The following is a 24,502-nucleotide window of genomic DNA, read 5'->3' on the forward strand; positions in this document are numbered from 1 at the left end:
GCTTGCCGCCAACGTCGGGCAGGTCTCTGAAAAACTTCAAGGAGATGAGGTTCATGTCTAAATACGCAGTGGCAAACCAATGGGGCGGTAGTTCGGCACCTTGGCATCCGGGTGGAACCTGGGTTCTTGGGGCGCGGGACAACCAGAAAGTCGTCGCCATCGACATCAAGTCCGGCGACGGCGGCAAAACCTTCACCGGCACCATGACCTACGCCGGCGAAGGCCCTATTGGCTTCAAGGCTCAGCGCACTGGTCAGAACCAGTACAACGTCGAGAACCAGTGGGGTGGCAACGATGCCCCATGGCATCCGGGTGGCAAATGGGTGATCGGCGGTCGGGATAACCAGAACGTTATCGCGTTGAATGTCACCTCGAGTGACGGCGGGAAAAACCTCAGCGGCACCAATACCTACGCCAACGAAGGGCCGATCGGCTTCCGTGGGCAGATAGAGTAACGGCGCCGTTCAGGTCGTGTCCGCCCCTTCGCAGACGTGCGCAGGGGCGGATCAGCAGGTTCAGGCGTTCGACAGTGCCAGGGCCTGACCCATCTGTACCGGCGAGCCGGCTTTCAGTTCTTCAACCCACTTCACCTGATCCGGCCCGAACAGCACGATCGCGGTCGAACCCAGCTTGAAGCGACCCAGTTCCGCACCTTTTTCCAGGTGGATCGGCGCACGGGCGGCTTCGTCGTAGCGGAAGGTTTTCAGCTCACGCTTCGGCGGCGTGACCAGACCGGCCCACACGGTTTCGATCGAAGCCACGATCATCGCGCCCACCAGCACCACGGCCATCGGCCCGCGCTCGGTGTCGAAAATGCACGCCACACGCTCGTTGCGGGCGAACAGCTCAGGGACGTTTTCCGCAGTGGTCTGGTTGACCGAGAAGATCCGGCCCGGGATGTAGACCATTTCGCGCAGGGTGCCGGCCAGCGGCATGTGTACGCGGTGGTAATCCTTCGGCGACAGGTAAACGGTGGCGAACTCGCCGCCCATGAACGGCGCGGCATTGGCTGCATCGCCGCCCAGCAGTTCCAGCACGCTGAAGCTGTGGCCCTTGGCCTGGAAGATGCGGCCGTGCTCGATCGGGCCAAGCTGGCTGATCGCACCGTCGGCCGGGCTGAGGATCGAGCCCGGGGTCTGATCCAGTGGACGTGCACCGTCTTTCAGCGCGCGGGTGAAGAAGGCATTGAAGTGCTCGTAAGCGGTGACGTCTTCAACCAGCGCCTGGGACATGTCCACCTGATAACGCTTGGCGAACCAGGTGGTGAAGGCATTCTTGAACCAGCGCACGCGGCACTCGGCGATGCAGCCGGCCAGGCGCGACAGCAAGTGGTGGGGCAGCAGGTATTGGCTGATGATAAACAAACGCTCTTTCATGACTGTCCTTAAAAATCCTTAAAGCTCGACGGGGGTGTCGGGGTGGTTGCCCCATTCGCCCCAGGAACCGGCGTAGCCCTTGACCCGCGGATAACCGAGAGCCTTGGCCACCAGATAAGTGAAACCGGACCGGTGATGGGTCTGGCAGTGAGTGATGATTTCTTTGTCCTTGGTGATCCCGAGGTTTTCGAGGATCTGCGGCATGTCGGTACGGATGCGCAACTGGCGCGCCTGATCCATGCCTGCCGTCCATTCGAAATTGACTGCGCCGGGGATGTGTCCACCCTTGGCCGCCAGCACTTTCTCGCCGGAATATTCCAGTGGCCCGCGAGCATCCCAGATCGCCAGATCAGCGGCACCGAGGCGGCTTTGCAGGTATTCGCGGGTGGCGGTCGGTTCGTCGTGCAGGGTCAGGGCTACCGGGCCGCCGACCGCAGGAGGAACCTGGATCGACATCGGCGATCCTTCCGCCAGCCACGCCGGCAGACCGCCGTCGAGGTAGTGGTACTTGTCGTGACCGATCACGTCGAGCAGCCAGATGAAACGCCCGGCCCAACCGCCGCCTTCGTCGTCATAGACCACGTAGACCGCGTCCTTGTTGTGGCCCAGCTCGCCGAACAGTTCTTCGAGTTTTTCCTTTGTCGGCAGCAGACCCGGAGCCGGTGCCTGGCCCAGCTGGGTGCGCTTCGGATCGACGAAGCGTGCGCCGGGAATATGACCCTCGGCATAGCGGGCGGCGCTGGTCAGATCCACCAGAATCAGATTGCGGGCGTCGAGGCGCGGGAGCAGGTCGCTCGGCTCGATCACCAGCGCCAGGCCAGAGAAGTCAGACATGTGAGGTCTCCAGAGCACAAAGGGGAAGGATTGTAGCTGTCATTGGCCGCGCTGGCTAAAGCTGTGCAGGGCTTTCTCGATGCACTGCGCGGTTTTGCCGAAGGCTTGCACGGTAATGTCGGCGAACGGTCCGCCACCCTGGTCGGCGACCACGATCATGATCACCCGGCCGTTATGGACCAGCGAGCGCAGGAACAGATGTTCGCCACGAAACAGCGTTCGCAGGGACGGCGGCAGCAGGGCGGAGAACTGGGCGTTGTTCTCCGGAGTGATCCGCACCTGTGCCTGCTGCGCGAGCAGGCGTTGCAGCACGGTGCTCTGGCTGACGACGAAATTGAGCGCAGCGGCTTCCTTCGGCAACCCGGAAATCTGATGCACACGCAGACTGGACTGGGTGCGGTCGGCCATCAGGATCATCACCCGGCGCATGCCGCTGGCCACCAGCGCGTCGCGGGCCGCAATGGTCAAGTGCATGGCGTTGGTGAAACGGCTCGGTTCGGCCAGCAGTTCGGCGCATTGCCGGCGCCATTTGGCCAGGTCTTCGGTATTCGGCGCGGCGGCGGGCAGCATGCCGGCCGGCAAACGACGGTTGTCCCATGGCCACAGCAGCGAAACCGCTGGGTGCCACAGATCCGGCATCGAATGCCGGCGCGCACTGTTGGCGGCCTGCTGGTGCAGCTGCTGCTGCACTTCGTCCATCGGGATTTGCAGATAGAGGCTGGTCAGGTACTGCCAGCGCTCACTGTGCGGACTGTCCCAGGCCTGCTGCGCCGACAGCGCCAGACCATTGGCCAGCAGCACGGTATTGGCCGGCTGATTGAGCCAGTTGCGCAGGGTCGGGTCGTCATCCAGACGATTCTGCTGACGCAACGGATGATCGACGTCGCGGGCGATGCGCAGAACCTTGACCAGTTCGCGCTGCTCGGTGAGCAGCAATCGATACCCCTGCTGCACCCAGATCGGCAGGCGCCAGGCTTCGACCAGTGCAGCACCGATCTTCAGCAGGCGCACGCCGAACAATTGTTTTTCCACGTCGCGGGCCGATTCGCCCTTGTGGATGACCCGTACTTCCCACTCTTCGAGCAGTTTGGGAAAGGTCAGCGCCAGCGGCCACAGCGGCGACAGAAACAGCAGGCTGCCCCAGTGAATGTCCTGCCACAGCCGCGCCAGGCGACTGGCAAAAAAACCGTTGGCCTGCTGCGTGGCGTGCTGGCTGATCATCTGTATCTGGCGCAGGGCCTGGGGAATTTGCGCCTGTGGCTCGGCGGGCAGGCGTGCCAGCAGTTCTTCGGTGCGGGCGAGCCCCAGGCGATTGATCGCCACCTCAAGGTTTTCCGCCGGTGCGGTCAGGCTGCCCTGGGTATGGCGGTTGGCTTCGCGGATGATGCTCAGGGCCAGCGCCGGGCTGTCCTGCATCAGGTCGGCAATGTCGCGCAGCGAGCTGCGATTGTCGCGGATCGCCCGGCAGACCTTGTCATGGGCCTCTTGCGGCACCGGCAGGCGCACGCCGTCGAGCAGCTTCACCCAGCCATCGAGTGTGGTCGGTCTTGCGTGTGGGACGTTCGTTTCATTAGCCATGTCTGGACGGGATCTTGATCTGCTGTAGACGCGCCCGGCACGGGCTAAATTGGCTTTTCGCCTGAACTGGCTATAGTCTGGCGCAGTTTTGCCGATAAGTAGAAGAAGAGATTTTTTAACTTCCGAATATGACCTTGAACCCGACTTAAGTAAGTACTTTCTACCTATGGCTAAAATTATCGGCATCATCGTCGTATTCGCGAGCGTGCTCGGCGGATACGTGCTCTCCCACGGCAAGATTGCCGCCCTGATCCAGCCCTTCGAGGTGATGATCATCGGCGGTGCGGCACTCGGAGCATTCCTCCAGGCCAACCCCGGTTACATGACCATGCACGTGCTCAAGAAATCCCTGGGCATGTTCAGCTCGCGTTTCAGCCACACGTTCTATCTGGAAGTGCTCGGCCTGATCTACGAAATCCTCAACAAGAGCCGCCGTGAAGGCATGATGGCCATCGAAGGCGACATCGAAGATGCCGCTGCGAGCCCGATCTTCGCCAAGTACCCGGCGGTGCTGAAAGACGAACGCATGACCGCGTTCATCTGCGATTACCTGCGCATCATGTCGTCCGGCAACATGGCGCCGCACGAACTCGAAGGCCTGTTCGACATGGAGCTGTACAGCCTCAAGGAAGAACTGGAGCATCCTTCCCACGCGGTCAACGGCATTGCCGACGGCATGCCCGGTTTCGGTATCGTCGCGGCGGTACTGGGTATCGTGGTGACCATGGCGTCGCTGGGCGAGGGCGACCAGAAGTCCATCGGTCTGCACGTAGGTGCGGCACTGGTCGGTACCTTCTTCGGTATCTTGGCGGCCTACGGCTTCTTCGGCCCGCTGGCGCACTCCCTGGCTCACGATGCCAAGGAAGAACTCAACGTTTATGAAGCCATCAAGGCTTCGCTGGTGGCTTCGGCTTCCGGCATGCCGCCGTCGCTGGCCGTGGAATTCGGGCGCAAGGTTCTGTACCCGGCTCACCGTCCTAGCTTCGCCGAGCTGGAACAAGCGGTTCGCGGTCGCTAAGTCATGGAAAATAACCAGCCGATAATCATCAAGCGCGTCAAGCGCTACGGTGGCGGGCATCACGGCGGAGCGTGGAAGATCGCCTTCGCCGACTTCGCGACGGCGATGATGGCGTTCTTCCTGGTGCTGTGGCTGCTGTCCACCGCAACGCCGGAACAGAAGATCGCCATTGCCGGCTACTTCAAGGACCCGGTCGGCTTCTCCGAGAGCGGTACGCCGTACATCATCGACCTGGGCGGTACGCCGACCCTGGCGCCGGAAAACACCCTCAACCCTGAAGTGAAGTCTCAGCCGCAACCGGACAAGGTCACGGTCGACACCGATCAGGTTGAAGGCATGGCCGAGCAGGTCGAGAAGGAACGTCTGGAACTGTTGCTGCAGGAACTGCAGAACAAGGTCGACGAGAACCCGCAACTGCAGAAATTCAAGGACCAGATCCTGTTCGAGATCACGCCGAATGGCTTGCGCATCCAGATCATGGACGCCGAGAACCGGCCGATGTTCGACTCAGGTTCTGCACGCCTGAAGCCGTACTTCGAAGACATCCTGCTGGCCATGGCCGACACCATCAAAGCGGTGCCGAACAAGATCAGCATCAGCGGTCACACCGATGCCAAGCCGTACACCGGCACCGGCGACTTCGGTAACTGGGAGCTTTCGGCCAACCGTGCCAACGCCGCCCGGCGTGCGCTGGTGGCGGGCAGCTATCCGGACGGCCAAGTGGCTCGTGTGGTGGGTTACGCCTCGTCGGCACTGTTCGACAAGGAGAACCCGTTCAACCCGGTCAACCGCCGTATCGACATCGTGGTGCTGACCAAGAAGGCCCAGGCCGCCATCGAAGGTTCGCAAGGTGCTGAGCCGGCGAAACCGGCCGAAGGGCAGAACGGCGCCGATCCGGCCAAACCGGTCGACCCGAACGCCTTGCCGGCGGATCAGCAGCCAGTGCCTGCGCACGAGCTGCGTGAACGGTTGAATCTGTTCGACGACCCGCTGCCGAAACCGGCCGAGCCGGGCAGCGCGGCGCCAGCCCCGGCGCCTGCTGCACCGGCCCCTGCACCGGCTCCCGCGCCGAAGCAGTGACCCACAAAAAAGCCGACAGTGATGTCGGCTTTTTTGTGTCTGGCTGCTTAGTAGCCGTTTTCGGGAAGGCTGGCGATGATCGAGCGGTAGCTGTTCATCCGCTGTTGCTGGATGCGTCCGTCTTCCAGAGCTTTGAGCAGGGCGCAACCCGGTTCGCGGTCGTGCTTGCAGTCGCGGAAGCGGCAGGTGCCGAGCAGGTCGTCGAACTCGATGAAACCGGCCTCGACATCGGCACGGCTGACGTGGCCCAGGCCGAATTCGCGGATGCCCGGGGAGTCGATCAGTTCACCGCCGCCGGGGAAGTGGAACAGCCGCGCAGTGGTCGTGGTGTGAGTGCCCTGGCCGGACCATTCGGACAGCGGGCCGACACGGGTTTCGACGTCCGGCAGCAGGCTGTTGACCAGCGACGACTTGCCGACACCGGACTGACCGACGAATACGCTGATGCGTCCGTCGAGCAGCGTTTGCAATTGCTCCATGCCGTTGCCGTGGTGCGCCGACACTTCCAGCACCGGATAGCCCAAAGTGCGGTATACCGCCAGCAACGCGTTCAGCGCCGGGGCGTTCTGTTCGTCGATCAGGTCGAATTTGTTCAGCAGCAGCAACGGACGGATGCCTGCGTGCTCGGCCGCGACCAGATAGCGGTCGATCAGGTTCGCATGGGGCTCGGGCAGCGGGGCGAAGACGATGACGATCATGTCGACGTTGGCGGCCACCGGTTTGAGCTGGCCTCGGCTGTCCGGGCGGCACAGTTCTGTGGTACGCGGCAGTTGTGCGACGATCACGCCGATGCCCTGGTTGCCGGCGCGCCAGACCACACGGTCACCGGTCACCAGCGCTGGCAGGTTGGCCCGCAAGTGGCAACGGAAGACCTGGCCGGCCAGTTCGCCGTCAACGGCCTCGACCTCGACCTGCACACCGAAGTGGGCGATCACCAGGCCGTGCTGTTCCGGGCCCAGGTCGCCGCCTTCGAGCGCCTCGACAGCCGAGGACTCACGTTTGGCGGCGCGGGCGGCGCGCTCGCCCTGAATCTTTTCGATGCGCCAGTTTTGACGACGATTGAGTTGGCGTTTGGCCATGGGTGTTCCGTCTGAAGAATGCAGCGATTAGGTAAAACGGCCGCGAGTTTAGCACGCCCGGGCACCGCCCTAGGCTAAACTGCGCAGCATTGCCTAGGAGCCGAAATATGCAAAACCCGCAGAACCTGATCTGGATCGACCTGGAAATGACCGGTCTGGATCCGGAAAACGACGTCATCATCGAAATGGCCACCATCGTCACCGACAGTGACCTGAACACCCTGGCCGAAGGCCCGGTGATCGCCATCCACCACAGCGACGAAGTGCTCGCCCGCATGGACGAGTGGAACACTCGCACCCACGGCAACTCCGGCCTGACCCAGCGTGTGCGCGAAAGCCGCGTGAGCATGGCCGAAGCTGAAGCCGAAACCATCGCTTTCCTCGAGAAGTGGGTACCGAAGGGCAAGTCGCCGATCTGCGGCAACAGCATCTGCCAGGATCGCCGCTTCCTTTATACCCACATGAAGTCGCTGGAAAGCTACTTCCACTACCGCAACCTCGACGTTTCCACCCTCAAGGAGCTGGCCGCGCGCTGGGCGCCGGACGTGCGCGACAGCTTCAAGAAGGGCAGTACTCACCTGGCACTGGACGACATCCGCGAGTCCATCGCCGAGCTGCAGCACTACCGCAAGCATTTCATCAAGTTCTGAGATCGGCGACCTTTGTGGCGAGGGCGCTTGCTCCCGCCTGGCTGCGCAGCAGCCAGATCCCCTCGTCACAGACGTTCAGCAAAACGCACTTCTGGTGCCGCCCTGAAATGGCTAGACTGCGCGCCTTCCTGCCAGGATCGCCACCATGTTGTTGATGCTCTACCTCGTCGCCATTACTGCCGAAGCCATGACCGGCGCCCTGTCTGCGGGCCGTCGCGGCATGGACTGGTTCGGCGTGGTGCTGATCGCCTGCGTCACGGCATTGGGCGGCGGTTCGGTGCGCGACGTGCTGCTTGGGCACTACCCGCTGACCTGGGTCAAACACCCGGAATACTTGGTGCTGACCACGGTCGCGGCGATGATCACCGTGTTCACCGCCCGCTGGATGCGCCATCTGCGCTCGCTGTTTCTGGTGCTCGATGCCGTCGGTCTGGTGGCGTTCACCCTGATCGGCTGCATGACCGCCCTGGAAATGGGCCACGGCATGCTGGTGGCTTCGGTCAGCGGCGTGATCACCGGGGTGTTCGGCGGCATCCTGCGCGACATCTTCTGCAACGACATCCCGCTGATCTTCCGCCGTGAACTCTACGCCAGCGTCTCGTTCGCCGCAGCGTGGTGTTACATGCTGTGCCTGTTCCTCAACGTGCCGAGCGAGCAGGCGATTCTGATCACGCTGTTCGGTGGCTTTCTATTGCGGCTGTTGGCGATTCGCTTCCATTGGGAAATGCCGAAGTTCGTTTATAACGACGAACATTGACGGTCGGCGTGCTGTTTCAGCGCCCATTCCACATGCTCGCGCACCAGCTCTGACGGGTATTCGCGCCGTGCCTTGAGCGCTTCCAGTACCGGGATGCTCGATGGTGCATTACCCAATCCCACCGCCAGATTGCGCAGCCAGCGCTCATAGCCGGCGCGGCGCAGTGGCGAGCCTTCGGTGCTGCTGAGGAATTTGTCTTCATCCCACAGAAACAGCTCGGCCAGCTCGGCGTTATCCAGACTGTGCCGTGGCTTGAAATCGCTTTCGCCGGACGGGCGGGCGAAGCGGTTCCACGGGCAGCAGATCTGGCAATCGTCGCAGCCGAACACCCGGTTGCCGATCAGCGGTCGCAGGTCTTCGGGGATGGCGTTCTTCAGTTCGATGGTCAGGTAGGAAATGCAGCGTCGCGCATCCAGCACATACGGGCCGACGAAGGCGTTGGTCGGGCAGATGTCGAGGCACGCGGTGCAGCGCCCGCAGTGTTCGGTGCTGTGGGGTTCATCCACCGGCAACGGCAAGTCGACGAACAGTTCGCTGAGAAAGAAATAACTGCCGGCCTTGCGGTTCAGCACCAGGGTGTTTTTGCCGATCCAGCCCAGGCCCGCCTGCTCGGCGATGGCTTTTTCCAGCACCGGGGCGCTGTCGACGAAGGCGCGGAAGCCGAACGGGCCGATTTCGGATTGAATCTTGTCCGCCAGTTGTTGCACGCGTTTACGGATCAACTTGTGATAATCGCGGCCCAAGGCATAACGCGAGATGTAGGCTTTTTCCGGTTTTGCCAGCAATTGCGCCATTTGCGTATCGCCCGGCAGGTAGTCCATGCGCAGGGACACCACGCGCAAGGTGCCCGGCACCAGTTCTTCCGGGTGCGAGCGTTTGCTGCCGTGGGCGCCCATGTAATCCATTTCGCCGTGGTAGCCGGCCTCGAGCCAGCGTTGCAGGTGCTGCTCGTGCTCGGCCAGGTCCAGACCGCTGATGCCGACTTGCTGGAAGCCCAGTTCGCGGCCCCAGTCCTTGATGGATTGGGCGAGGGCGGGAAGATCTGTGGTGATGGCGGACATGAGGCGAGAGAAACCGGAGCTGAGGTGCGTATAATTCTGCCAGACATCGGAGCCCGAAGACGCATGCCGCACACTAAAGATCAATTACCCGACGCGCTGTACCGCGCCGCGCAGGTGCGGGCACTCGACGCACGGCTGATTGCCGCCGGTACGCCGGGCTTCGAATTGATGCAGCGTGCCGCCCATGCCACCTGGCGCGCACTGGTACGCCAATGGCCTTCGGCGAACGAACTGACGGTGCTGGCCGGCCACGGCAACAACGCCGGCGATGGTTATCTGATCGCTGCTCTGGCCCGTCGAGCAGGTTGGGCGGTGCAGGTGCTGGCCGTCGGCGATCCGCAACGACTGCAGGGTGATGCGGCCCTGGCGCATGCCGAGGCGGTGGCCGAAGGCGTTGCGATTGCTGCGTGGACTGCTTCTGGTGAGTTGCGCGGGATTCTTGTCGACGCACTGCTCGGCACCGGTCTGAGTGGTGAGGTGCGCGAGCCGTACTTGTCTGCGATCGAGGCAATCAATGCCAGCGACCTGCCGGTGGTGGCGGTCGATATCCCTTCCGGCCTGTGTGCCGACACCGGCCATGCGCTGGGCCGGGCGGTGTGTGCCGATCTCACGGTGACCTTCATCGGTCTCAAGCTTGGCCTGTTTACCGGGGACGCGGCGGATCACGTCGGCGACCTGCTGTTCAACGATCTGCAAGCGCCGGCGGAAACTTACAGTGACATTGCCGTCGCCGCCCGCCGGCTCAACGCCGCTAATCTGCCGCGTCTGTCGGCCCGGGCGCCGGCTGCGCACAAGGGGCGTTTTGGCCATGTCCTGTTGATCGGTGGCGATCACGGCTTTGGCGGGGCGATTCTGCTCAGTACCGAAAGCGCCTTGCGCAGTGGGGCCGGGATGGTGTCGCTGGCGACCCGTCCGGAACATGTCCCGGCGGCATTGAGCCGGGTGCCGGAAGCCATGGCGCTGGGTACTTCGTCGGCGAATCAGTTGATGGGACTGTTGGAAAAGGTTTCCGTGCTGGTGGTCGGCCCGGGGCTGGGACAGGCGAGTTGGGGCCGGGCGCTGCTGTCGGCCGCCGCCAATGCGCCGCTGCCGCAGGTGTGGGATGCCGACGCATTGAACCTGCTGGCCTCCGGTTTCGTCAGTTTGCCCAAGGATTGTGTGATCACGCCGCATCCGGGGGAGGCCGCGCGATTGTTGGGGATCAGCACCGCCGAGGTACAGGCTGATCGGCCGGGCGCCGCATTGGCATTGAGCAAAAAATACACAGCGGTGGTGGTACTCAAGGGCGCCGGCAGTCTGATCGCCCATCCCGACGGGCGTCTGGCGTTGTGTCATCAAGGCCATCCGGCGATGGCTACTGCGGGCCTCGGCGATGTGCTGGCCGGGCTGGTCGGTGCATTGCTGGCTCAGGGAATGAATGCGTTCGATGCAGCGTGCCTGGCGGTCTGGCTGCACGCCAACGCCGGGGCGCAACAAGGTAAATTCGGCCGTGGGCTGGCGGCCAGTGATCTGATTCCAGCCATTCGTCAGTTGTTGGAGGAGCATGCACCGTGTCTGAAGTAACCCTGTACCTGGCCGATGAACAGGCGATGAGCGACTTTGGCGCACGAATCGCCCGGGTGACCGGCGGCCATGGTCTGATTTTTCTCGAGGGCAACCTCGGCATGGGCAAAACCACGCTGTCGCGGGGCATCATTCGCGGGCTGGGGCACGTCGGTGCGGTGAAAAGCCCGACCTTCACGTTGGTCGAGCCCTACGAGATCGGTGACATTCGGGCCTTCCACTTTGATCTGTATCGTCTGGTCGATCCGGAAGAGCTGGAGTTTCTCGGCATTCGCGACTATTTCGAAGACGACGCCCTGTGCCTGATCGAGTGGCCCGATAAAGGTGCAGGCTTTTTGCCAAAGCCTGACCTGACCATTACCATTAGCCCGCAAGACAGCGGGCGTTCGCTGACTATTTTGTCCCAGGGCTCGCGTGGCGAGGCCTGGTGTGCCGCTTTGGCGTTGGAATCCAAATAAATGATGGGGTTAGGTATGCGCTTTCGCGCGTTGGTGGCTGCCGCTGGACTGATGTTGATGGCAGTAACCGTCAACGCTGTGGCCGAGACGAAGGTCAACAGCGTGCGCCTGTGGCGGGCGCCGGACAACACGCGCCTGGTGTTCGACCTGACCGGCCCGGTGCAACACAGCGTCTTCACCCTTACGGCACCGGACCGACTGGTGATCGACATCAATGGCGCAACCCTTGGCGCGCCGTTGAAAGTCTCCACCGCCAACACACCGATTACCGCCATGCGCTCGGCCCAGCGTACGCCGACCGACCTGCGGGTGGTCATCGACCTGAAGAAAGCCGTTACCCCGAAAAGCTTCTCGCTGGCGCCGAACGCGCAGTATGGCAACCGTCTGGTGGTCGACCTGTTCGATAACCCGGCCGATGCCGCCCCGCCGCCAACACCGGCTCCGGCACCGACGGTCGCCACTGTTCCGGCCGTTCCGGTAACCCCGGCCGAGCCTGCGATCAAACTGCCTCCGGCCCCGGCCGGCAAACGCGACATCATTGTGGTGATCGACGCCGGCCACGGCGGCGAAGACCCGGGTGCGTCCGGCTCACGCGGTCAGCGCGAGAAAGACGTGGTGCTGCAGATCGCTCGTGAATTGCAACGTCAGGTCAACGGCATGAAAGGCTTCCGCGCCGAACTGACCCGTACCGGCGACTACTTCATCCCGCTGCGCGGCCGTACCGAAATCGCCCGCAAGAAAGGCGCCGACCTGTTCGTCTCGATCCACGCCGACGCCGCGCCGTCTGCGGCCGCGTTCGGTGCGTCGGTGTTTGCCCTGTCCGACCGTGGCGCAACGTCGGAGACCGCCCGTTGGCTGGCCGACAGCGAAAACCGTTCCGACCTGATCGGTGGTGCCGGCAACGTCAGCCTCGATGACAAGGACCGCATGCTCGCCGGCGTTCTGCTCGACCTGTCGATGACTGCCTCGCTGACTTCCAGCCTCAACGTCGGCCAGAAGGTCCTGACCAACATCGGCCGCGTCACGCCGCTGCACAAGCAACGTGTGGAACAGGCCGGGTTCATGGTGCTGAAGTCGCCGGACATCCCGTCGATTCTGGTGGAAACCGGCTTCATCTCCAACGCCAACGAAGCGAACAAACTTTCGGCCTCGAGCCACCAGCAGGCGCTGGCGCGTTCGATCAGCAGCGGCGTGCGTCAGTTCTTCCAGCAGAACCCGCCACCGGGCACTTACATTGCGTGGCTGCGTGATTCGGGCAAGATCGCTCAGGGGCCACGTGATCACCGGGTCAGCCCCGGCGAAACCCTGGCGATGATCGCGGTGCGTTATCAGGTGTCGGCCGCCACGTTGCGCAGTGCCAACAACCTCAGCAGCGATGAGCTGAAAGTCGGTCAGCACCTGACCATTCCGGGCACTGAACTGGCGTCCAAAGAATGAATCAGGTTCTGAACGCAGCCCGCATCGAACTGCTCAGCCCACGGCTGGCGAACCAGATCGCCGCCGGCGAGGTGGTCGAGCGTCCGGCTTCGGTGATCAAGGAGTTGCTGGAAAACAGCCTCGACTCCGGCGCCAGACGAATCGACGTCGATGTCGAGCAGGGCGGCGTCAAGCTGCTGCGGGTGCGCGATGACGGCAGCGGCATTTCCGCCGATGACCTGCCGCTGGCGCTGGCCCGTCACGCCACCAGCAAAATCCGCAACCTTGAAGACCTCGAACAGGTGATGAGCCTGGGCTTCCGGGGCGAGGCACTGGCGTCGATCAGCTCCGTGGCGCGTCTGACCCTGACTTCCCGCACGCGCGACGCCGATCAGGCCTGGCAGGTCGAAACCGAAGGCCGGGACATGGCGCCCCGGGTGCAGCCGGCGGCGCACCCGGTCGGCACCTCGGTGGAAGTTCGCGACCTGTTTTTCAACACCCCGGCACGGCGCAAATTCCTCAAGACCGAAAAAACCGAATTCGATCACCTGCAGGAAGTGATCAAGCGTCTGGCGCTGGCGCGTTTCGACGTGGCGTTTCATTTGCGTCACAACGGCAAGACCATCCTCAGTCTGCACGAGGCCCACGATGATGCAGCCCGCGCCCGGCGTGTGGCGGCGATCTGCGGTTCGGGCTTCCTGGAGCAGGCGCTGCCGATCGAGATCGAACGCAACGGCCTGCACCTGTGGGGCTGGGTCGGTCTGCCGACCTTCAACCGCAGCCAGGCGGACTTGCAGTATTTCTTCGTCAACGGCCGTGCCGTGCGCGACAAACTGGTGGCCCACGCGGTGCGCCAGGCTTATCGCGATGTGTTGTTCAACGGCCGGCATCCGACGTTCGCACTGTTTTTCGAAGTCGATCCGGCAGCGGTCGATGTCAACGTGCACCCGACCAAGCACGAAGTGCGCTTCCGTGACGGACGCATGGTGCATGACTTCCTTTATGGCACGCTGCATCGTGCGCTGGGCGATGTACGACCGGAAGATCAGCTTGCAGGTTCGGTCACCACTGCGGTCGTGCGGCCAACCGGTCTCGAGGCTGGCGAGTTCGGCCCGCAGGGTGAAATGCGTCTGGCCGCCAATGCGCTGCTGGAGCAGCCGCAGGCACAACCGGCGTTCAATACCTCGTCGGGTGCCAGTGCTGGCGGCGCTTATCAGTATCAATACACGCCGCGTCCACAACCTGCCGTCCCGGCCGCCGAGGCCCAGGCTGCGTATCGCGAGTTTTTCGCGCCGCTGCCGGAGGCAAATGCCAACGCGCTGCCGGCCGGTCAGGAAGACATTCCGCCGCTGGGGTACGCACTGGCGCAGCTCAAGGGCATCTACATTCTGTCCGAGAACGCCCATGGCCTGGTTTTGGTGGACATGCATGCCGCTCACGAACGGATCATGTATGAGCGTCTGAAGATCGCCATGGCCAGCGAAGGTTTGAGCGGCCAGCCGTTGCTGGTGCCGGAGTCGCTGGCGGTGAGTCAGCGCGAGGCCGATTGTGCCGAAGAGCATGCGGCTTGGTTCCAGCGTCTCGGTTTCGAGTTGCAGCGTCTGGGCCCGGAAACCCTGGCGATCCGGCAGATTCCGGCCCTGCTCAAACAGGCCGAGGCCAACCGTCTGGTGGGCGACGTGCTGTCGGACCTGATGGAGTACGGCACCAGCGACCGGATCCAGGCGCACCTGAACGAACTGCTCGGCACCATGGCCTGCCACGGCGCGATCCGCGCCAATCGCCGCCTGGCCTTGCCGGAAATGAACGGCCTATTGCGCGACATGGAAAACACCGAGCGCAGCGGTCAATGCAACCATGGCCGACCGACCTGGACCCAACTGGGCCTGGACGATCTGGACAAACTGTTCCTGCGCGGTCGTTGATGAGCCAGCTTCCTCCAGCGATTTTCCTGATGGGCCCGACCGCTGCGGGCAAGACCGACCTGGCCATCGAGCTGACCAAGGTGCTGCCGTGCGAGCTGATCAGTGTCGATTCGGCGCTGGTTTATCGCGGCATGGACATCGGCACGGCCAAGCCATCGAAAGAACTACTGGCCGAGTATCCGCACCGCCTGATCGACATTCTCGACCCGGCCGAGGCTTATTCGGCTGCGGATTTCCGCCGCGATGCCCTGCAAGCCATGGCCGAAATCACCGCGCGCGGAAAAATTCCGCTGCTGGTGGGCGGCACGATGCTCTATTACAAGGCTTTGGTCGAAGGTCTGGCGGACATGCCAGCGGCGGATCCCGAGGTTCGTGCGCAGATCGAAGAAGAGGCTGCACGCCTTGGCTGGCAAGCCCTGCACGAACAACTGGCAGTGATCGACCCGGAATCGGCGGCGCGTATTCACCCGAACGATCCGCAACGCCTGAGTCGTGCGCTGGAAGTTTATCGGGTCAGCGGTCAGAGCATGACTGAACTGCGGCTGAAACAATCTGTACAAAGTACCGAAGCGGCGGCATCGGGACGGCAACAATTGCCCTATACTGTCGCGAACTTGGCCATTGCTCCGGCAAATCGTCAGGTACTGCATGACCGCATTAAACAAAGATTCACAAATATGCTGGAACAGGGATTCATCGACGAGGTCGTAGCCCTGCGTAATAGAAGTGACCTGCATGCCGGGTTGCCGTCTATACGTGCGGTAGGCTACCGCCAAGTCTGGGATTACCTGGATGGCAAGCTGACGGCGGCCGAAATGCAGGAGCGAGGCATCATCGCCACGCGCCAATTGGCCAAACGCCAGTTTACCTGGCTGCGCAGCTGGGACGATTTGCACTGGCTCGACAGTCTGGATTGCGACAATCTGCCACGCACCTTGAAATACCTTGGGACCATCTCCATATTGAGCTGAGTCCTTGCAATTGCCGTCTATCCTTGGGGGTGTGGCGGCAAAAGCCATCTGATTACCTATTTTTTATATTGAATCCTTAAAGGAGTGCGGCACATGTCAAAAGGGCATTCGCTACAAGACCCTTACTTGAATACTTTACGTAAAGAGAAAGTTGGGGTTTCCATCTACCTGGTCAACGGTATCAAACTGCAAGGCACGATCGAATCGTTCGACCAGTTCGTTATCCTGCTGAAGAACACCGTCAGCCAGATGGTTTACAAACACGCTATCTCTACAGTCGTGCCGGTTCGTCCAATTCGTCTGCCAAGCGCAACCGAATCCGAAGCAGGTGACGCTGAGCCAGGTAACGCCTGATAGGAGTCTCCTTTGTTCTTTGAGCGCCACGGTGGTGGTGAGCGAGTCATCCTCGTTCACTTGGATGGACAGGACCCTGAGGCGCGCGAAGATCCGCAGGAGTTTCAGGAACTGGCAAATTCGGCAGGCGCCGAGACCGTTGCGTTTTTCAACGTACCGCGTCATCGGCCAACCGCCAAATACCTGATCGGCAGCGGCAAGGTCGAGGAACTTCGCGACCTGGTACACGCCGAAGAAGCCGATCTGGTGATCTTCAATCACACCCTTACGCCGAGTCAGGAACGTAACCTCGAACGTGTGTTCGAGTGTCGCGTGATCGACCGTACCGGTCTGATTCTCGATATTTTCGCCCAGCGCGCCCGTACCCATGAGGGCAAGCTCCAGGTCGAACTGGCCCAGCTTGACCACATGAGCACCCGGCTGGTCCGCGGCTGGACTCACCTTGAGCGTCAGGGTGGCGGTATCGGCATGCGCGGCCCGGGTGAAACCCAGCTGGAAACCGACCGACGCCTGTTGCGGGTTCGCCTGCGCCAGATCAAAGGGCGGCTGGAAAAAGTGCGCAGTCAGCGCGAACAGTCGCGTCGCGGCCGTTCACGTGCGGATATCCCTACCGTGTCTCTGGTGGGATACACCAACGCCGGCAAATCCACGCTGTTCAATAACGTGACGAAATCCGAGGTCTACGCGGCCGACCAGCTGTTCGCCACGCTGGACCCGACCCTTCGCCGTCTGGAACTGGACGACCTGGGGCCGATCGTTCTGGCCGACACCGTGGGTTTCATTCGTCATTTGCCGCACAAGCTGGTCGAGGCATTTCGGTCTACGCTCGAAGAGTCGAGCAATTCCGACCTGCTGTTGCACGTGATCGATGCGGCCGAACCGGATCGCATGTTGCAGATCGAGCAGGTGATGGTGGTGCTGGGCGAGATTGGTGCCCAGGACTTGCCGATCCTCGAGGTCTATAACAAACTCGATTTGCTTGAAGGCGTTGAGCCACAAATCCAGCGCGACGAAAACGGCAAGCCTCAACGGGTCTGGTTGTCGGCGCGTGATGGCACTGGTCTGGAATTGCTTGAGCAAGCCATTGCCGAATTGCTGGGCAGTGATTTGTTTGTCGGAACCTTGCGTCTGCCCCAGCGGTTTGCGCGTCTGCGTGCTCAGTTCTTCGAGCTGGGCGCGGTACAGAAAGAAGAATACGACGAAGAAGGTGTCAGCTTGCTGGCCATTCGATTGCCGCGCTCGGAGCTCAATCGACTGGTCAGTCGTGAAGGCGTTGTGCCGACGGAGTTCATCGAGCAACACACTTTGCAATAAAAGCCTGAAAAAGCGGTTGTGCCGCAACGGCAGGCATTCTGTAGCATTGGTCGGCGCGCCGTGGGTGCGTCTTTGCTTTATCAGATGGAGAGCGCTATGGCTTGGAATGAGCCGGGTGGCAACTCGAACAATCAGGATCCTTGGGGTGGCAAGCGCCGCAATAACGGCGACCGCAAGGGACCACCAGATCTCGACGAGGCCTTCCGAAAGCTGCAGGAAAGCCTGAACGGGTTGTTCGGTGGTGGAAAGAAACGGGGTGGTGATGACGGTGGCGGTTCGGGCAAGAGTGGCGGCTTCGGCGGCCTGCTCGGCATCGGCCTCGTCGTGCTGGCGGCCGTGTGGCTGTACAGCGCGGTATACGTGGTGGACGAGCAGGAGCAGGCCGTGGTGCTGCGCTTCGGCAAGTACTACGAGACTGTCGGCCCGGGCCTGAACATCTACTTCCCGCCGATCGACAAGAAGTACATGGAAAACGTCACGCGCGAGCGTGCCTACACCAAGCAGGGCCAGATGCTGACCGAAGACGAGAACATCGTCGAAGTGCCGCTGACCGTGCAGTACAAGATCAGCAACCTGCAGGACTTCGTGCTGAACGTCGACCAGCCGGAAATCAGCCTGCAACATGCGACCGACAGCGCGCTGCGCCATGTGGTGGGTTCCACCGCGATGGACCAGGTGCTGACCGAAGGTCGTGAACTGATGGCCAGCGAGATCAAGGAGCGTCTGCAACGTTTCCTCGATACCTATCGCACCGGTATCACCGTCACCCAGGTCAACGTACAGAGCGCAGCTGCACCGCGTGAAGTGCAGGAAGCCTTCGATGACGTGATCCGCGCCCGTGAAGACGAGCAGCGTTCGCGCAACCAGGCTGAAACCTACGCCAACGGCGTGGTGCCGGAAGCCCGTGGTCAGGCCCAGCGCATCCTCGAAGATGCCAACGGTTACCGTGACGAAACGGTCTCCCGTGCCAAGGGTGAGGCCGATCGCTTCACCAAGCTGGTTGCCGAGTATCGCAAGGCGCCCGAGGTCACTCGTCAGCGTCTGTACCTGGACACCATGCAGGAAGTCTTCAGCAGCACCAGCAAGGTTCTCGTGACCGGCAACAAGAACGGCCAGAGCAACCTGCTTTACCTGCCGCTGGACAAGATGATTCAGAACAGTTCGGGCAGCAGTGCACCGGTCACCGGTTCAGCCGCCGCCAGCAACAACACGGATGTCGTGCCGCATGTCACTGACCTGCCGCAGACACGTACAAGGGAGACCCGCTGATGAGCAATAAATCGCTGATCGCCCTGATCGTTGGCGTTGTTGTGGTACTGGTCGGCTGGAACTGCTTCTACATCGTGGCTCAGACCGAGCGCGCGGTGCTGCTGCAGTTCGGTCGCGTGGTCCAGGCCGATGTCCAGCCGGGTCTGCATGTGAAGGTGCCTTACGTTAACCAGGTGCGTAAATTCGACGCACGTCTGATGACGCTGGATGCTCCGACACAACGCTTCCTGACCCTGGAAAAGAAAGCCGTGATGGTCGATGCCTACGCCAAGTGGCGCGTGAAAGATGCCGAGCGCTTCTACACCGCGACTTCCGGCCTCAAGCAGATCGCCGACGAGCGTCTGTCCCGTCGTCTGGAATCGGGCCTGCGTGACCAGTTCGGTAAACGTACCCTGCACGAAGTGGTGTCCGGTGAGCGCGATGCGCTGATGGCCGACATCACGGCGTCGCTGAACAAGATGGCGGAAAAAGAGCTGGGTATCGAAGTCGTCGATGTCCGGGTCAAGGCCATCGACCTGCCGAAGGAAGTGAACCGCAGCGTGTTCGAACGTATGAGCACCGAGCGTGAGCGTGAAGCTCGCGAGCACCGCGCCAAGGGTAACGAGCTGGCCGAAGGCATCCGTGCCGACGCCGATCGTCAACGCCGCGTGCTGCTGGCTGAAGCCTATCGTGAATCCGAAGAGATTCGCGGTGACGGTGACGCCCAGGCCGCTGCGATCTACTCCAAGGCCTACGGTCAGGATCAGGAGTTCTACGGTTTCTACCGCAGCCTGCGTGCCTACCGTGAAAGCTTCGCGAACAAATCCGACGTCATGGTCCTCGACCCAAGCAGCGACTTCTTCCGTTACCTGGAAAAGTCCAAGCCTTGATACGACGTTGACCTGAATCATTCCGCCCGGCGGCTAAAACCTCGGGCGGGGTGATCCTTTCGGAAAACGTGTGTATGATGCGGCAGCCGGGAAATTCCCGGCTTTTTTGCGTCTGCACGTTTGATTGCTGTTTTTGTTGCAGAAGATCGGGTTGAATGGCCCGACAGTTTTTCGAGGAAAGTGATGGGCGAAGCCGGTAACAGGCCTTTCGCCGCGTCGTTCATGCGCGTGCGTTTTGAACGGGCCGGTCATTTTCTGCTTCACTCAAGGCTCGCCCTCGGGCTGGCCGCCCGGATCTAAGGGGAATGGCGTAATGGCAACGGTAGACCGCTGGCTGCTGCCAGATGGCATCGAAGAAGTACTGCCACCGGAAGCGGCGCGCATTGAAGTCGCGCGTCGTCAGGTGTTGGATCTGTTCCAGAGCTGGGGTTACGAGTTTGTCGTGACTCCCCATATCGAGTACCTGGAATCCCTGCTGACCGGCGCGGGCCAGGACCTGGATCTGCGTACCTTCAAGGTCATCGACCCGCAATCGGGCCGGCAGATGGGTTTCCGTGCCGACATCACGCCGCAAGTGGCGCGCATCGATGCGCACACCCTGCGTCGCGAAGGCCCGAGCCGTCTCTGCTACGCCGGCAGCGTGCTGCATGCCCAGCCGCGTGCCTTGTCGTCCTCGCGCAGCCCGATCCAGTTGGGCGCCGAGTTGTACGGCGATGCGAGCCCGAGCAGCGACGTTGAAGTCATCAGCCTGATGCTGGCCATGCTGCAACTGGCTGATGTGCCGGATGTGCACATGGACCTGGGTCACGTTGGCATCTACCGCGGTCTGGCCCAGGCGGCCGGCCTGTCGGGTGAGGTCGAGCAACAGCTGTTCGATGCATTGCAACGCAAGGCCATCGACGAGGTCATTACCCTGACCGAAGGCCTGCCGGCTGATCTGTCCGGCATGCTGCGTGCACTGGTCGACCTGTGCGGCGGCCGTGAAGTGTTGAGCGCTGCCCGTGGGCGTCTGGCCAATGCGCCGGCGCCGGTACTGGCGGCGCTGGAAGATTTGCTCGCGATTGCCGAGCGACTGTCGGCGCGCTTCCCGGAGCTGCCGCTGTACTTCGATCTGGGCGAGCTGCGCGGTTACCACTACCACACCGGTGTAGTGTTCGCGGTGTTCGTGCCGGGTGTCGGCCAGTCCATCGCTCAGGGCGGTCGCTATGACGACATCGGCGCCGACTTCGGTCGTGCCCGTCCGGCAACCGGCTTTTCCACCGATTTGAAAACCCTGGTGACCCTGGGGCGTGCTGAGGTCGAGCTACCGTCTGGCGGTATCTGGATGCCTGACAGTACGGATGCGGCACTCTGGCAGCAGGTTTGCCAGTTGCGCAGTGAGGGTCAGCGTGTCGTTCAGGCATTGCCTGGACAACCTTTGGCCGCCGCCCGTGATGCGGACTGCGACCGGCAATTGATCCAGCAGAACGGGCTTTGGCAAGTATCGCCACTGGCTTCTTGAGTTTTCCTGCCGGCCAACGCCGGCACCAAGTTTGCGCGAATGAGGACAAGTGTTATGGGTAAGAATGTCGTAGTCCTGGGCACCCAGTGGGGTGATGAGGGCAAAGGCAAGATCGTTGATCTGCTGACCGAACATGCTGCCGCCGTAGTGCGCTACCAAGGTGGCCACAACGCTGGCCACACACTGGTGATCGACGGTGAAAAAACCGTCCTGCACCTGATCCCGTCGGGCGTGCTGCGCGAAGGCGTGCAGTGCCTGATCGGCAACGGCGTGGTGGTTGCACCTGACGCCCTGCTGCGCGAGATCACCAAGCTGGAAGAGAAAGGCGTACCGGTGCGTGAGCGCCTGCGTATCAGCCCGTCCTGCCCGCTGATCCTGTCCTTCCACGTGGCGCTGGACCAGGCCCGTGAAAAGGCCCGTGGCGAGCTGAAGATCGGCACCACCGGTCGCGGCATCGGCCCGGCTTACGAAGACAAGGTTGCACGTCGTGGCCTGCGTGTCGGCGACCTGCTCAACATGCCGCGCTTCGAAGACAAGCTGCGTGAGCTGGTGGACTACCACAACTTCATGCTGGTCGGTTACTACAAAGAGCCGGCCATCGAGTTCGAAAAGACCCTGGCCGAGTGCAAGGAATACGCTGAGCTGCTCAAGCCGCTGATGCTGGACGTCACTGCCGAGCTGCACGACCTGCGTCGCGCCGGCAAAGACATCATGTTCGAAGGCGCCCAGGGTTCGTTGCTCGACATCGACCACGGTACCTACCCGTACGTGACCAGCTCCAACACCACCGCCGGTGGCGTGGCGACCGGTTCGGGTGTTGGCCCGATGTTCCTGGACTACATCCTGGGTATCACCAAGGCTTACACCACTCGCGTAGGTTCGGGCCCGTTCCCGACCGAGCTGTTCGACGAAGTGGGCGCGCACCTGGCCAAACAGGGTCACGAGTTCGGTGCGACCACCGGCCGTGCTCGTCGTTGCGGTTGGTTCGACGCCGTTATCCTGCGTCGCGCTATCGATGTGAACAGCATCTCGGGCATCTGCCTGACCAAGCTGGACGTACTCGACGGCCTGGAAACCATCAACATCTGCACCGGCTACAAAGATGCGCAAGGCAACGCCGTAGCGCCGACTGACGCTGACAGCTACGTAGGCCTGCAGCCTGTGTACGAAGAAGTGCCGGGCTGGACCGAATCGACCGTGGGTGCCAAGACCCTGGAAGAACTGCCGGCCAACGCTCGCGCCTACATCAAACGCGTTGAAGAGTTGATCGGCGCGCCGATCGACATTATTTCGACGGGTCCGGACCGCAACGAAACCATCGTTCTGCGTCATCCGTTCGCTTGATAAGTCGTTGATGTAAAAACACAAAGGCCCCTTCATCGGGGCCTTTGTCGTTTATGCCTGTTGGACGGCATGACCTTTGCTGTGAATCTGTCTACAAGAGTGCCATCAAATTAATGGCGTCAGAAGTAGAGGGATTCACAGTGTCGGCCGTTCTCTCACTGTTACAAAGCCGTTTGTTGCGGCCCGTATTCGTTACCCTTGGTATCGCCCTTTTGGTGCAGGTGCTGGTGGCCGTTGCCCTGACGCGGAGCACCGTCACGGCGCTGGAAGCTGACCTGGGCACTCGCCTGGGCGCCGACAGCCAGAAGCTCTCCGGTGAGCTGGAGCAGGCCGGGCGTGAAGTCACCTCGAGCCTCGATACCTTGTCCACCAATACTCGCCAGCGTTTGACTGCCGGCCTGTCCTCGCGTCTGAAAGAGGAGCAGGCACAACTGCGTACGACCCTGGAAAAAGACCTGAAGGACTCGGCCAACGACATGGCCCAGTTGCTCGCCTCCGTAGCGCCTCGCGCCATGTGGGACAGCGATGTGCCGACCCTGTCCGAGTTTGCCCGACGTGCCCAGCGCAATCCCAACGTGCTGTTCGTGGTCTATGACGACGCCACCGGCCAGCATCTGACCCGCTATCTCAACCGCGAAAACCCGATCAACAAGGCCCTTCTGGAAAAAGGCCAGGGCGAGCGGGCGCTGGATAAGGTGCTGGATGCGGCGAAGCATGATCCGTCGGTCTACTACCTTGAAGCGTCGATCAATCCCAACGGCGTGGAGATCGGCAAGGTGCTGATGGGTGTTTCGACGGCCTCGGTGGACACCGATCTGGCGGCACTCGATCAGCGCTTCTCGGCGCTGATCGCCAGCAGTGATCAACTGGTCGGCGACAGCCTCAAGGGCGCCGCCGCCGACAGCGCCACGGCCATGCGCGCGCGCCTGCAGTCGGCGCAATCCACCGCCGCCGAGATGAAAGCCAACACGACCAACACCGTACAGGACGCCGCAGCCACGCTGCGCTGGCGTATCGGTATGGGACTGGCGCTGGTCGGCGCCGGCGTGCTGTTGCTGCTGGCGGTGGTGCTCGGCCATCGTGTGGTCAATCGCTTGAAGATGCTCAACGCCGCCATGGATGACCTGGCAGCAGGCGAGGGCGACCTGACCAAGCGGGTGCAGATCAACAGCAAGGACGAAATCGGTGACATGGCTTCGGCAGTCAACCGCTTTGTGGATAAGTTGCAGCCGATCGTGCGCGAGGCCGGGGATGTGGCCCAGCGCACCGGTGTGGAAATCGGCGCGATGACCCTGCGCAATGCTGGCGCCGATGCGGCGGCGGGGATGCAGCGCGATGAGGTCGCCGAAAGCCTGCGGGCACTCTCGCAGATGGCTGATGAGGCGCAGTCGGAAAGCCATGCGATGCAAGCGGCGCTGAAGCAGGTGGTGGATATTCGTCAGGCCACCGACGAGAACACCCGCACGTCGGCCAAGGTCGGCAGCCTGATCGAGGCTTTGGCGGGGCAGGTCGATACCGGGGCGAAAGTCATCGAACGCCTGGCGCAGCAAAGCGAGCAGATCGAAGTGGTGCTGACCGTGATTCACGGCATCGCCGAACAGACCAATCTTCTGGCGCTCAACGCCGCCATCGAGGCGGCCCGGGCCGGTGAGACCGGTCGCGGTTTTGCGGTGGTGGCGGACGAAGTCCGGGCGCTGGCGAGCAAGACTCAAAGCTCCACTGGTGACATCCAGGCGCACATCGTTGCCTTGCAGCAGGGCGCCCGTGAGGCGGTTGAGGCGATTGGTCAGGCCGGGCGTCAGGCCAGCGAAGGTTTGCTGGTGTTGCGTGACAGTGCGCGGTTGCAGCAGTCGGTGCAGGCCTCGGTCGAGCAGGTGCATGCGGCGATTGGTCTGGCGACTCAGGCGGCGGCGCATCAGGCTCAGGGTGCGCAGGCCGTGCGCGGTCGGGTCGAGACGATTCATGCCCAGGCGGAGAAAGCCGCTCAGGCGGTGGTCGAGACCACGGCCAGCGGCAAGGTGCTGGATGGTCTGGCGGCGCAGCTCAAGGCCAGCCTGGGGCAGTTCCGGGCCTGATAGTGCGGGC

22 protein-coding genes are annotated in these 24,502 nt (G+C 62.1%); 17 read left to right on the top strand and 5 right to left on the bottom strand.

Features of this window, described 5'->3' with window-relative positions; all coding sequences use genetic code 11:
• Window positions 1-53: 53 nt before the first annotated feature.
• Entirely contained in the window at window positions 54-455 is a 402-nt protein-coding gene (locus IF189_RS02625; protein ID WP_065258757.1) for a lectin OAA, read from the top strand.
• Between the two features lie 60 nt (window positions 456-515).
• On the opposite strand, the gene asd is transcribed toward IF189_RS02625, so the two are convergent.
• Genes asd through IF189_RS02640 form a run of 3 tightly spaced genes read right to left on the bottom strand, consistent with a single transcriptional unit; the run spans window position 516 to window position 3,788 of the window.
• Entirely contained in the window at window positions 516-1,376 is an 861-nt protein-coding gene (gene asd / locus IF189_RS02630) for an archaetidylserine decarboxylase (protein WP_134825281.1), read from the bottom strand.
• Between the two features lie 18 nt (window positions 1,377-1,394).
• The gene (rhdA, locus tag IF189_RS02635; RefSeq protein ID WP_134825282.1) at window positions 1,395-2,210 is read right to left on the bottom strand and encodes a thiosulfate sulfurtransferase; all 816 of its coding nucleotides are present in this window, start codon (window positions 2,208-2,210) and stop codon (window positions 1,395-1,397) included.
• Between the two features lie 39 nt (window positions 2,211-2,249).
• Entirely contained in the window at window positions 2,250-3,788 is a 1,539-nt protein-coding gene (locus IF189_RS02640; protein ID WP_134825283.1) for an HDOD domain-containing protein, read from the bottom strand.
• Window positions 3,789-3,954: 166 nt separating this feature from the next.
• Here IF189_RS02640 and motA point away from each other — a divergent pair, with 166 nt between their 5' ends.
• Entirely contained in the window at window positions 3,955-4,806 is an 852-nt protein-coding gene (gene motA / locus IF189_RS02645; RefSeq protein WP_114881205.1) for a flagellar motor stator protein MotA, read from the top strand.
• Between the two features lie 3 nt (window positions 4,807-4,809).
• Window positions 4,810-5,886, top strand: a complete 1,077-nt coding sequence (motB, locus tag IF189_RS02650) for a flagellar motor protein MotB (RefSeq protein ID WP_134825284.1) — start codon at window positions 4,810-4,812, stop codon at window positions 5,884-5,886.
• A 47-nt stretch (window positions 5,887-5,933) separates the two neighbouring features.
• Here motB and rsgA read toward each other — a convergent pair whose 3' ends face one another.
• Complete coding sequence (gene rsgA, locus IF189_RS02655) at window positions 5,934-6,965, bottom strand: small ribosomal subunit biogenesis GTPase RsgA (protein WP_085711151.1); 1,032 nt, start codon at window positions 6,963-6,965, stop codon at window positions 5,934-5,936.
• Window positions 6,966-7,072: 107 nt separating this feature from the next.
• Here rsgA and orn point away from each other — a divergent pair, with 107 nt between their 5' ends.
• Window positions 7,073-7,615: an oligoribonuclease gene (gene orn, locus IF189_RS02660; protein ID WP_065258764.1), complete on the top strand. Its 543-nt coding sequence runs from the start codon at window positions 7,073-7,075 to the stop codon at window positions 7,613-7,615.
• A gap of 145 nt (window positions 7,616-7,760) precedes the next feature.
• A complete protein-coding gene (locus tag IF189_RS02665; RefSeq protein WP_064593093.1) occupies window positions 7,761-8,372 on the top strand; it encodes a trimeric intracellular cation channel family protein in 612 nt (203 codons plus the stop codon).
• Here the strand turns inward: IF189_RS02665 and queG are convergent.
• On the bottom strand, window positions 8,354-9,433 hold the full coding sequence (gene queG, locus IF189_RS02670) for a tRNA epoxyqueuosine(34) reductase QueG (protein WP_134825285.1): 1,080 nt from the start codon (window positions 9,431-9,433) through the stop codon (window positions 8,354-8,356). The two genes, IF189_RS02665 and queG, sit on opposite strands and share 19 nt — an antisense overlap.
• Window positions 9,434-9,496: 63 nt before the next feature.
• On the opposite strand from queG, the gene IF189_RS02675 reads away from it, so the two are divergent.
• The 12 genes from IF189_RS02675 to IF189_RS02730 all read left to right on the top strand — a co-directional run bounded on the left by IF189_RS02675 (window position 9,497) and on the right by IF189_RS02730 (window position 24,492).
• Window positions 9,497-10,996, top strand: coding sequence for an NAD(P)H-hydrate dehydratase (locus IF189_RS02675; protein ID WP_192552771.1), 1,500 nt, complete (start codon window positions 9,497-9,499; stop codon window positions 10,994-10,996).
• Window positions 10,984-11,454, top strand: a complete 471-nt coding sequence (tsaE, locus tag IF189_RS02680; protein WP_065258770.1) for a tRNA (adenosine(37)-N6)-threonylcarbamoyltransferase complex ATPase subunit type 1 TsaE — start codon at window positions 10,984-10,986, stop codon at window positions 11,452-11,454. Before IF189_RS02675 ends, tsaE begins: the two co-directional genes overlap by 13 nt.
• A 51-nt stretch (window positions 11,455-11,505) precedes the next feature.
• Window positions 11,506-12,891, top strand: coding sequence for an N-acetylmuramoyl-L-alanine amidase (locus tag IF189_RS02685; protein ID WP_371320912.1), 1,386 nt, complete (start codon window positions 11,506-11,508; stop codon window positions 12,889-12,891).
• Window positions 12,888-14,795, top strand: a complete 1,908-nt coding sequence (gene mutL, locus IF189_RS02690) for a DNA mismatch repair endonuclease MutL (RefSeq protein WP_192552772.1) — start codon at window positions 12,888-12,890, stop codon at window positions 14,793-14,795. The genes IF189_RS02685 and mutL overlap by 4 nt, the downstream gene beginning before the upstream one ends.
• Window positions 14,795-15,766, top strand: coding sequence for a tRNA (adenosine(37)-N6)-dimethylallyltransferase MiaA (gene miaA, locus IF189_RS02695; RefSeq protein ID WP_085711156.1), 972 nt, complete (start codon window positions 14,795-14,797; stop codon window positions 15,764-15,766). The genes mutL and miaA overlap by 1 nt, the downstream gene beginning before the upstream one ends.
• A gap of 93 nt (window positions 15,767-15,859) precedes the next feature.
• Window positions 15,860-16,120 carry an RNA chaperone Hfq gene (gene hfq, locus IF189_RS02700; protein WP_007902656.1) on the top strand — a complete coding sequence of 87 codons (261 nt, stop codon included), beginning with the start codon at window positions 15,860-15,862 and terminating at the stop codon, window positions 16,118-16,120.
• Between the two features lie 12 nt (window positions 16,121-16,132).
• The gene (hflX, locus tag IF189_RS02705) at window positions 16,133-17,434 is read left to right on the top strand and encodes a ribosome rescue GTPase HflX (RefSeq protein ID WP_064379099.1); all 1,302 of its coding nucleotides are present in this window, start codon (window positions 16,133-16,135) and stop codon (window positions 17,432-17,434) included.
• Window positions 17,435-17,530: 96 nt separating this feature from the next.
• Window positions 17,531-18,703, top strand: a complete 1,173-nt coding sequence (gene hflK, locus IF189_RS02710) for an FtsH protease activity modulator HflK (RefSeq protein WP_085711157.1) — start codon at window positions 17,531-17,533, stop codon at window positions 18,701-18,703.
• Window positions 18,703-19,572: a protease modulator HflC gene (hflC, locus tag IF189_RS02715; protein WP_027611416.1), complete on the top strand. Its 870-nt coding sequence runs from the start codon at window positions 18,703-18,705 to the stop codon at window positions 19,570-19,572. Before hflK ends, hflC begins: the two co-directional genes overlap by 1 nt.
• Window positions 19,573-19,885: 313 nt before the next feature.
• Entirely contained in the window at window positions 19,886-21,073 is a 1,188-nt protein-coding gene (locus IF189_RS02720) for an ATP phosphoribosyltransferase regulatory subunit (protein WP_192552773.1), read from the top strand.
• A 54-nt stretch (window positions 21,074-21,127) separates the two neighbouring features.
• Window positions 21,128-22,417, top strand: a complete 1,290-nt coding sequence (locus IF189_RS02725) for an adenylosuccinate synthase (RefSeq protein WP_085711159.1) — start codon at window positions 21,128-21,130, stop codon at window positions 22,415-22,417.
• Between the two features lie 140 nt (window positions 22,418-22,557).
• Entirely contained in the window at window positions 22,558-24,492 is a 1,935-nt protein-coding gene (locus IF189_RS02730; protein WP_134825289.1) for a methyl-accepting chemotaxis protein, read from the top strand.
• The last annotated feature ends 10 nt before the right edge of the window (window positions 24,493-24,502 follow it).

Source organism: Pseudomonas sp. IzPS59 (assembly GCF_014863505.1).
GTDB classification, from domain to species: domain Bacteria; phylum Pseudomonadota; class Gammaproteobacteria; order Pseudomonadales; family Pseudomonadaceae; genus Aquipseudomonas; species Aquipseudomonas kribbensis.

What these genes read in the sequence shown, in the direction of transcription:
- IF189_RS02625 (WP_065258757.1), top strand. Translation starts at nt 54, where the DNA reads ATGTCTAAATACGCAGTGGCAAACCAATGGGGCGGTAGTTCGGCACCT.
- asd (WP_134825281.1), bottom strand. Translation starts at nt 1,376, where the DNA reads ATGAAAGAGCGTTTGTTTATCATCAGCCAATACCTGCTGCCCCACCAC.
- rhdA (WP_134825282.1), bottom strand. Translation starts at nt 2,210, where the DNA reads ATGTCTGACTTCTCTGGCCTGGCGCTGGTGATCGAGCCGAGCGACCTG.
- IF189_RS02640 (WP_134825283.1), bottom strand. Translation starts at nt 3,788, where the DNA reads ATGGCTAATGAAACGAACGTCCCACACGCAAGACCGACCACACTCGAT.
- motA (WP_114881205.1), top strand. Translation starts at nt 3,955, where the DNA reads ATGGCTAAAATTATCGGCATCATCGTCGTATTCGCGAGCGTGCTCGGC.
- motB (WP_134825284.1), top strand. Translation starts at nt 4,810, where the DNA reads ATGGAAAATAACCAGCCGATAATCATCAAGCGCGTCAAGCGCTACGGT.
- rsgA (WP_085711151.1), bottom strand. Translation starts at nt 6,965, where the DNA reads ATGGCCAAACGCCAACTCAATCGTCGTCAAAACTGGCGCATCGAAAAG.
- orn (WP_065258764.1), top strand. Translation starts at nt 7,073, where the DNA reads ATGCAAAACCCGCAGAACCTGATCTGGATCGACCTGGAAATGACCGGT.
- IF189_RS02665 (WP_064593093.1), top strand. Translation starts at nt 7,761, where the DNA reads ATGTTGTTGATGCTCTACCTCGTCGCCATTACTGCCGAAGCCATGACC.
- queG (WP_134825285.1), bottom strand. Translation starts at nt 9,433, where the DNA reads ATGTCCGCCATCACCACAGATCTTCCCGCCCTCGCCCAATCCATCAAG.
- IF189_RS02675 (WP_192552771.1), top strand. Translation starts at nt 9,497, where the DNA reads ATGCCGCACACTAAAGATCAATTACCCGACGCGCTGTACCGCGCCGCG.
- IF189_RS02685 (WP_371320912.1), top strand. Translation starts at nt 11,506, where the DNA reads ATGTTGATGGCAGTAACCGTCAACGCTGTGGCCGAGACGAAGGTCAAC.
- mutL (WP_192552772.1), top strand. Translation starts at nt 12,888, where the DNA reads ATGAATCAGGTTCTGAACGCAGCCCGCATCGAACTGCTCAGCCCACGG.
- miaA (WP_085711156.1), top strand. Translation starts at nt 14,795, where the DNA reads ATGAGCCAGCTTCCTCCAGCGATTTTCCTGATGGGCCCGACCGCTGCG.
- hfq (WP_007902656.1), top strand. Translation starts at nt 15,860, where the DNA reads ATGTCAAAAGGGCATTCGCTACAAGACCCTTACTTGAATACTTTACGT.
- hflK (WP_085711157.1), top strand. Translation starts at nt 17,531, where the DNA reads ATGGCTTGGAATGAGCCGGGTGGCAACTCGAACAATCAGGATCCTTGG.
- hflC (WP_027611416.1), top strand. Translation starts at nt 18,703, where the DNA reads ATGAGCAATAAATCGCTGATCGCCCTGATCGTTGGCGTTGTTGTGGTA.
- IF189_RS02720 (WP_192552773.1), top strand. Translation starts at nt 19,886, where the DNA reads ATGGCAACGGTAGACCGCTGGCTGCTGCCAGATGGCATCGAAGAAGTA.
- IF189_RS02725 (WP_085711159.1), top strand. Translation starts at nt 21,128, where the DNA reads ATGGGTAAGAATGTCGTAGTCCTGGGCACCCAGTGGGGTGATGAGGGC.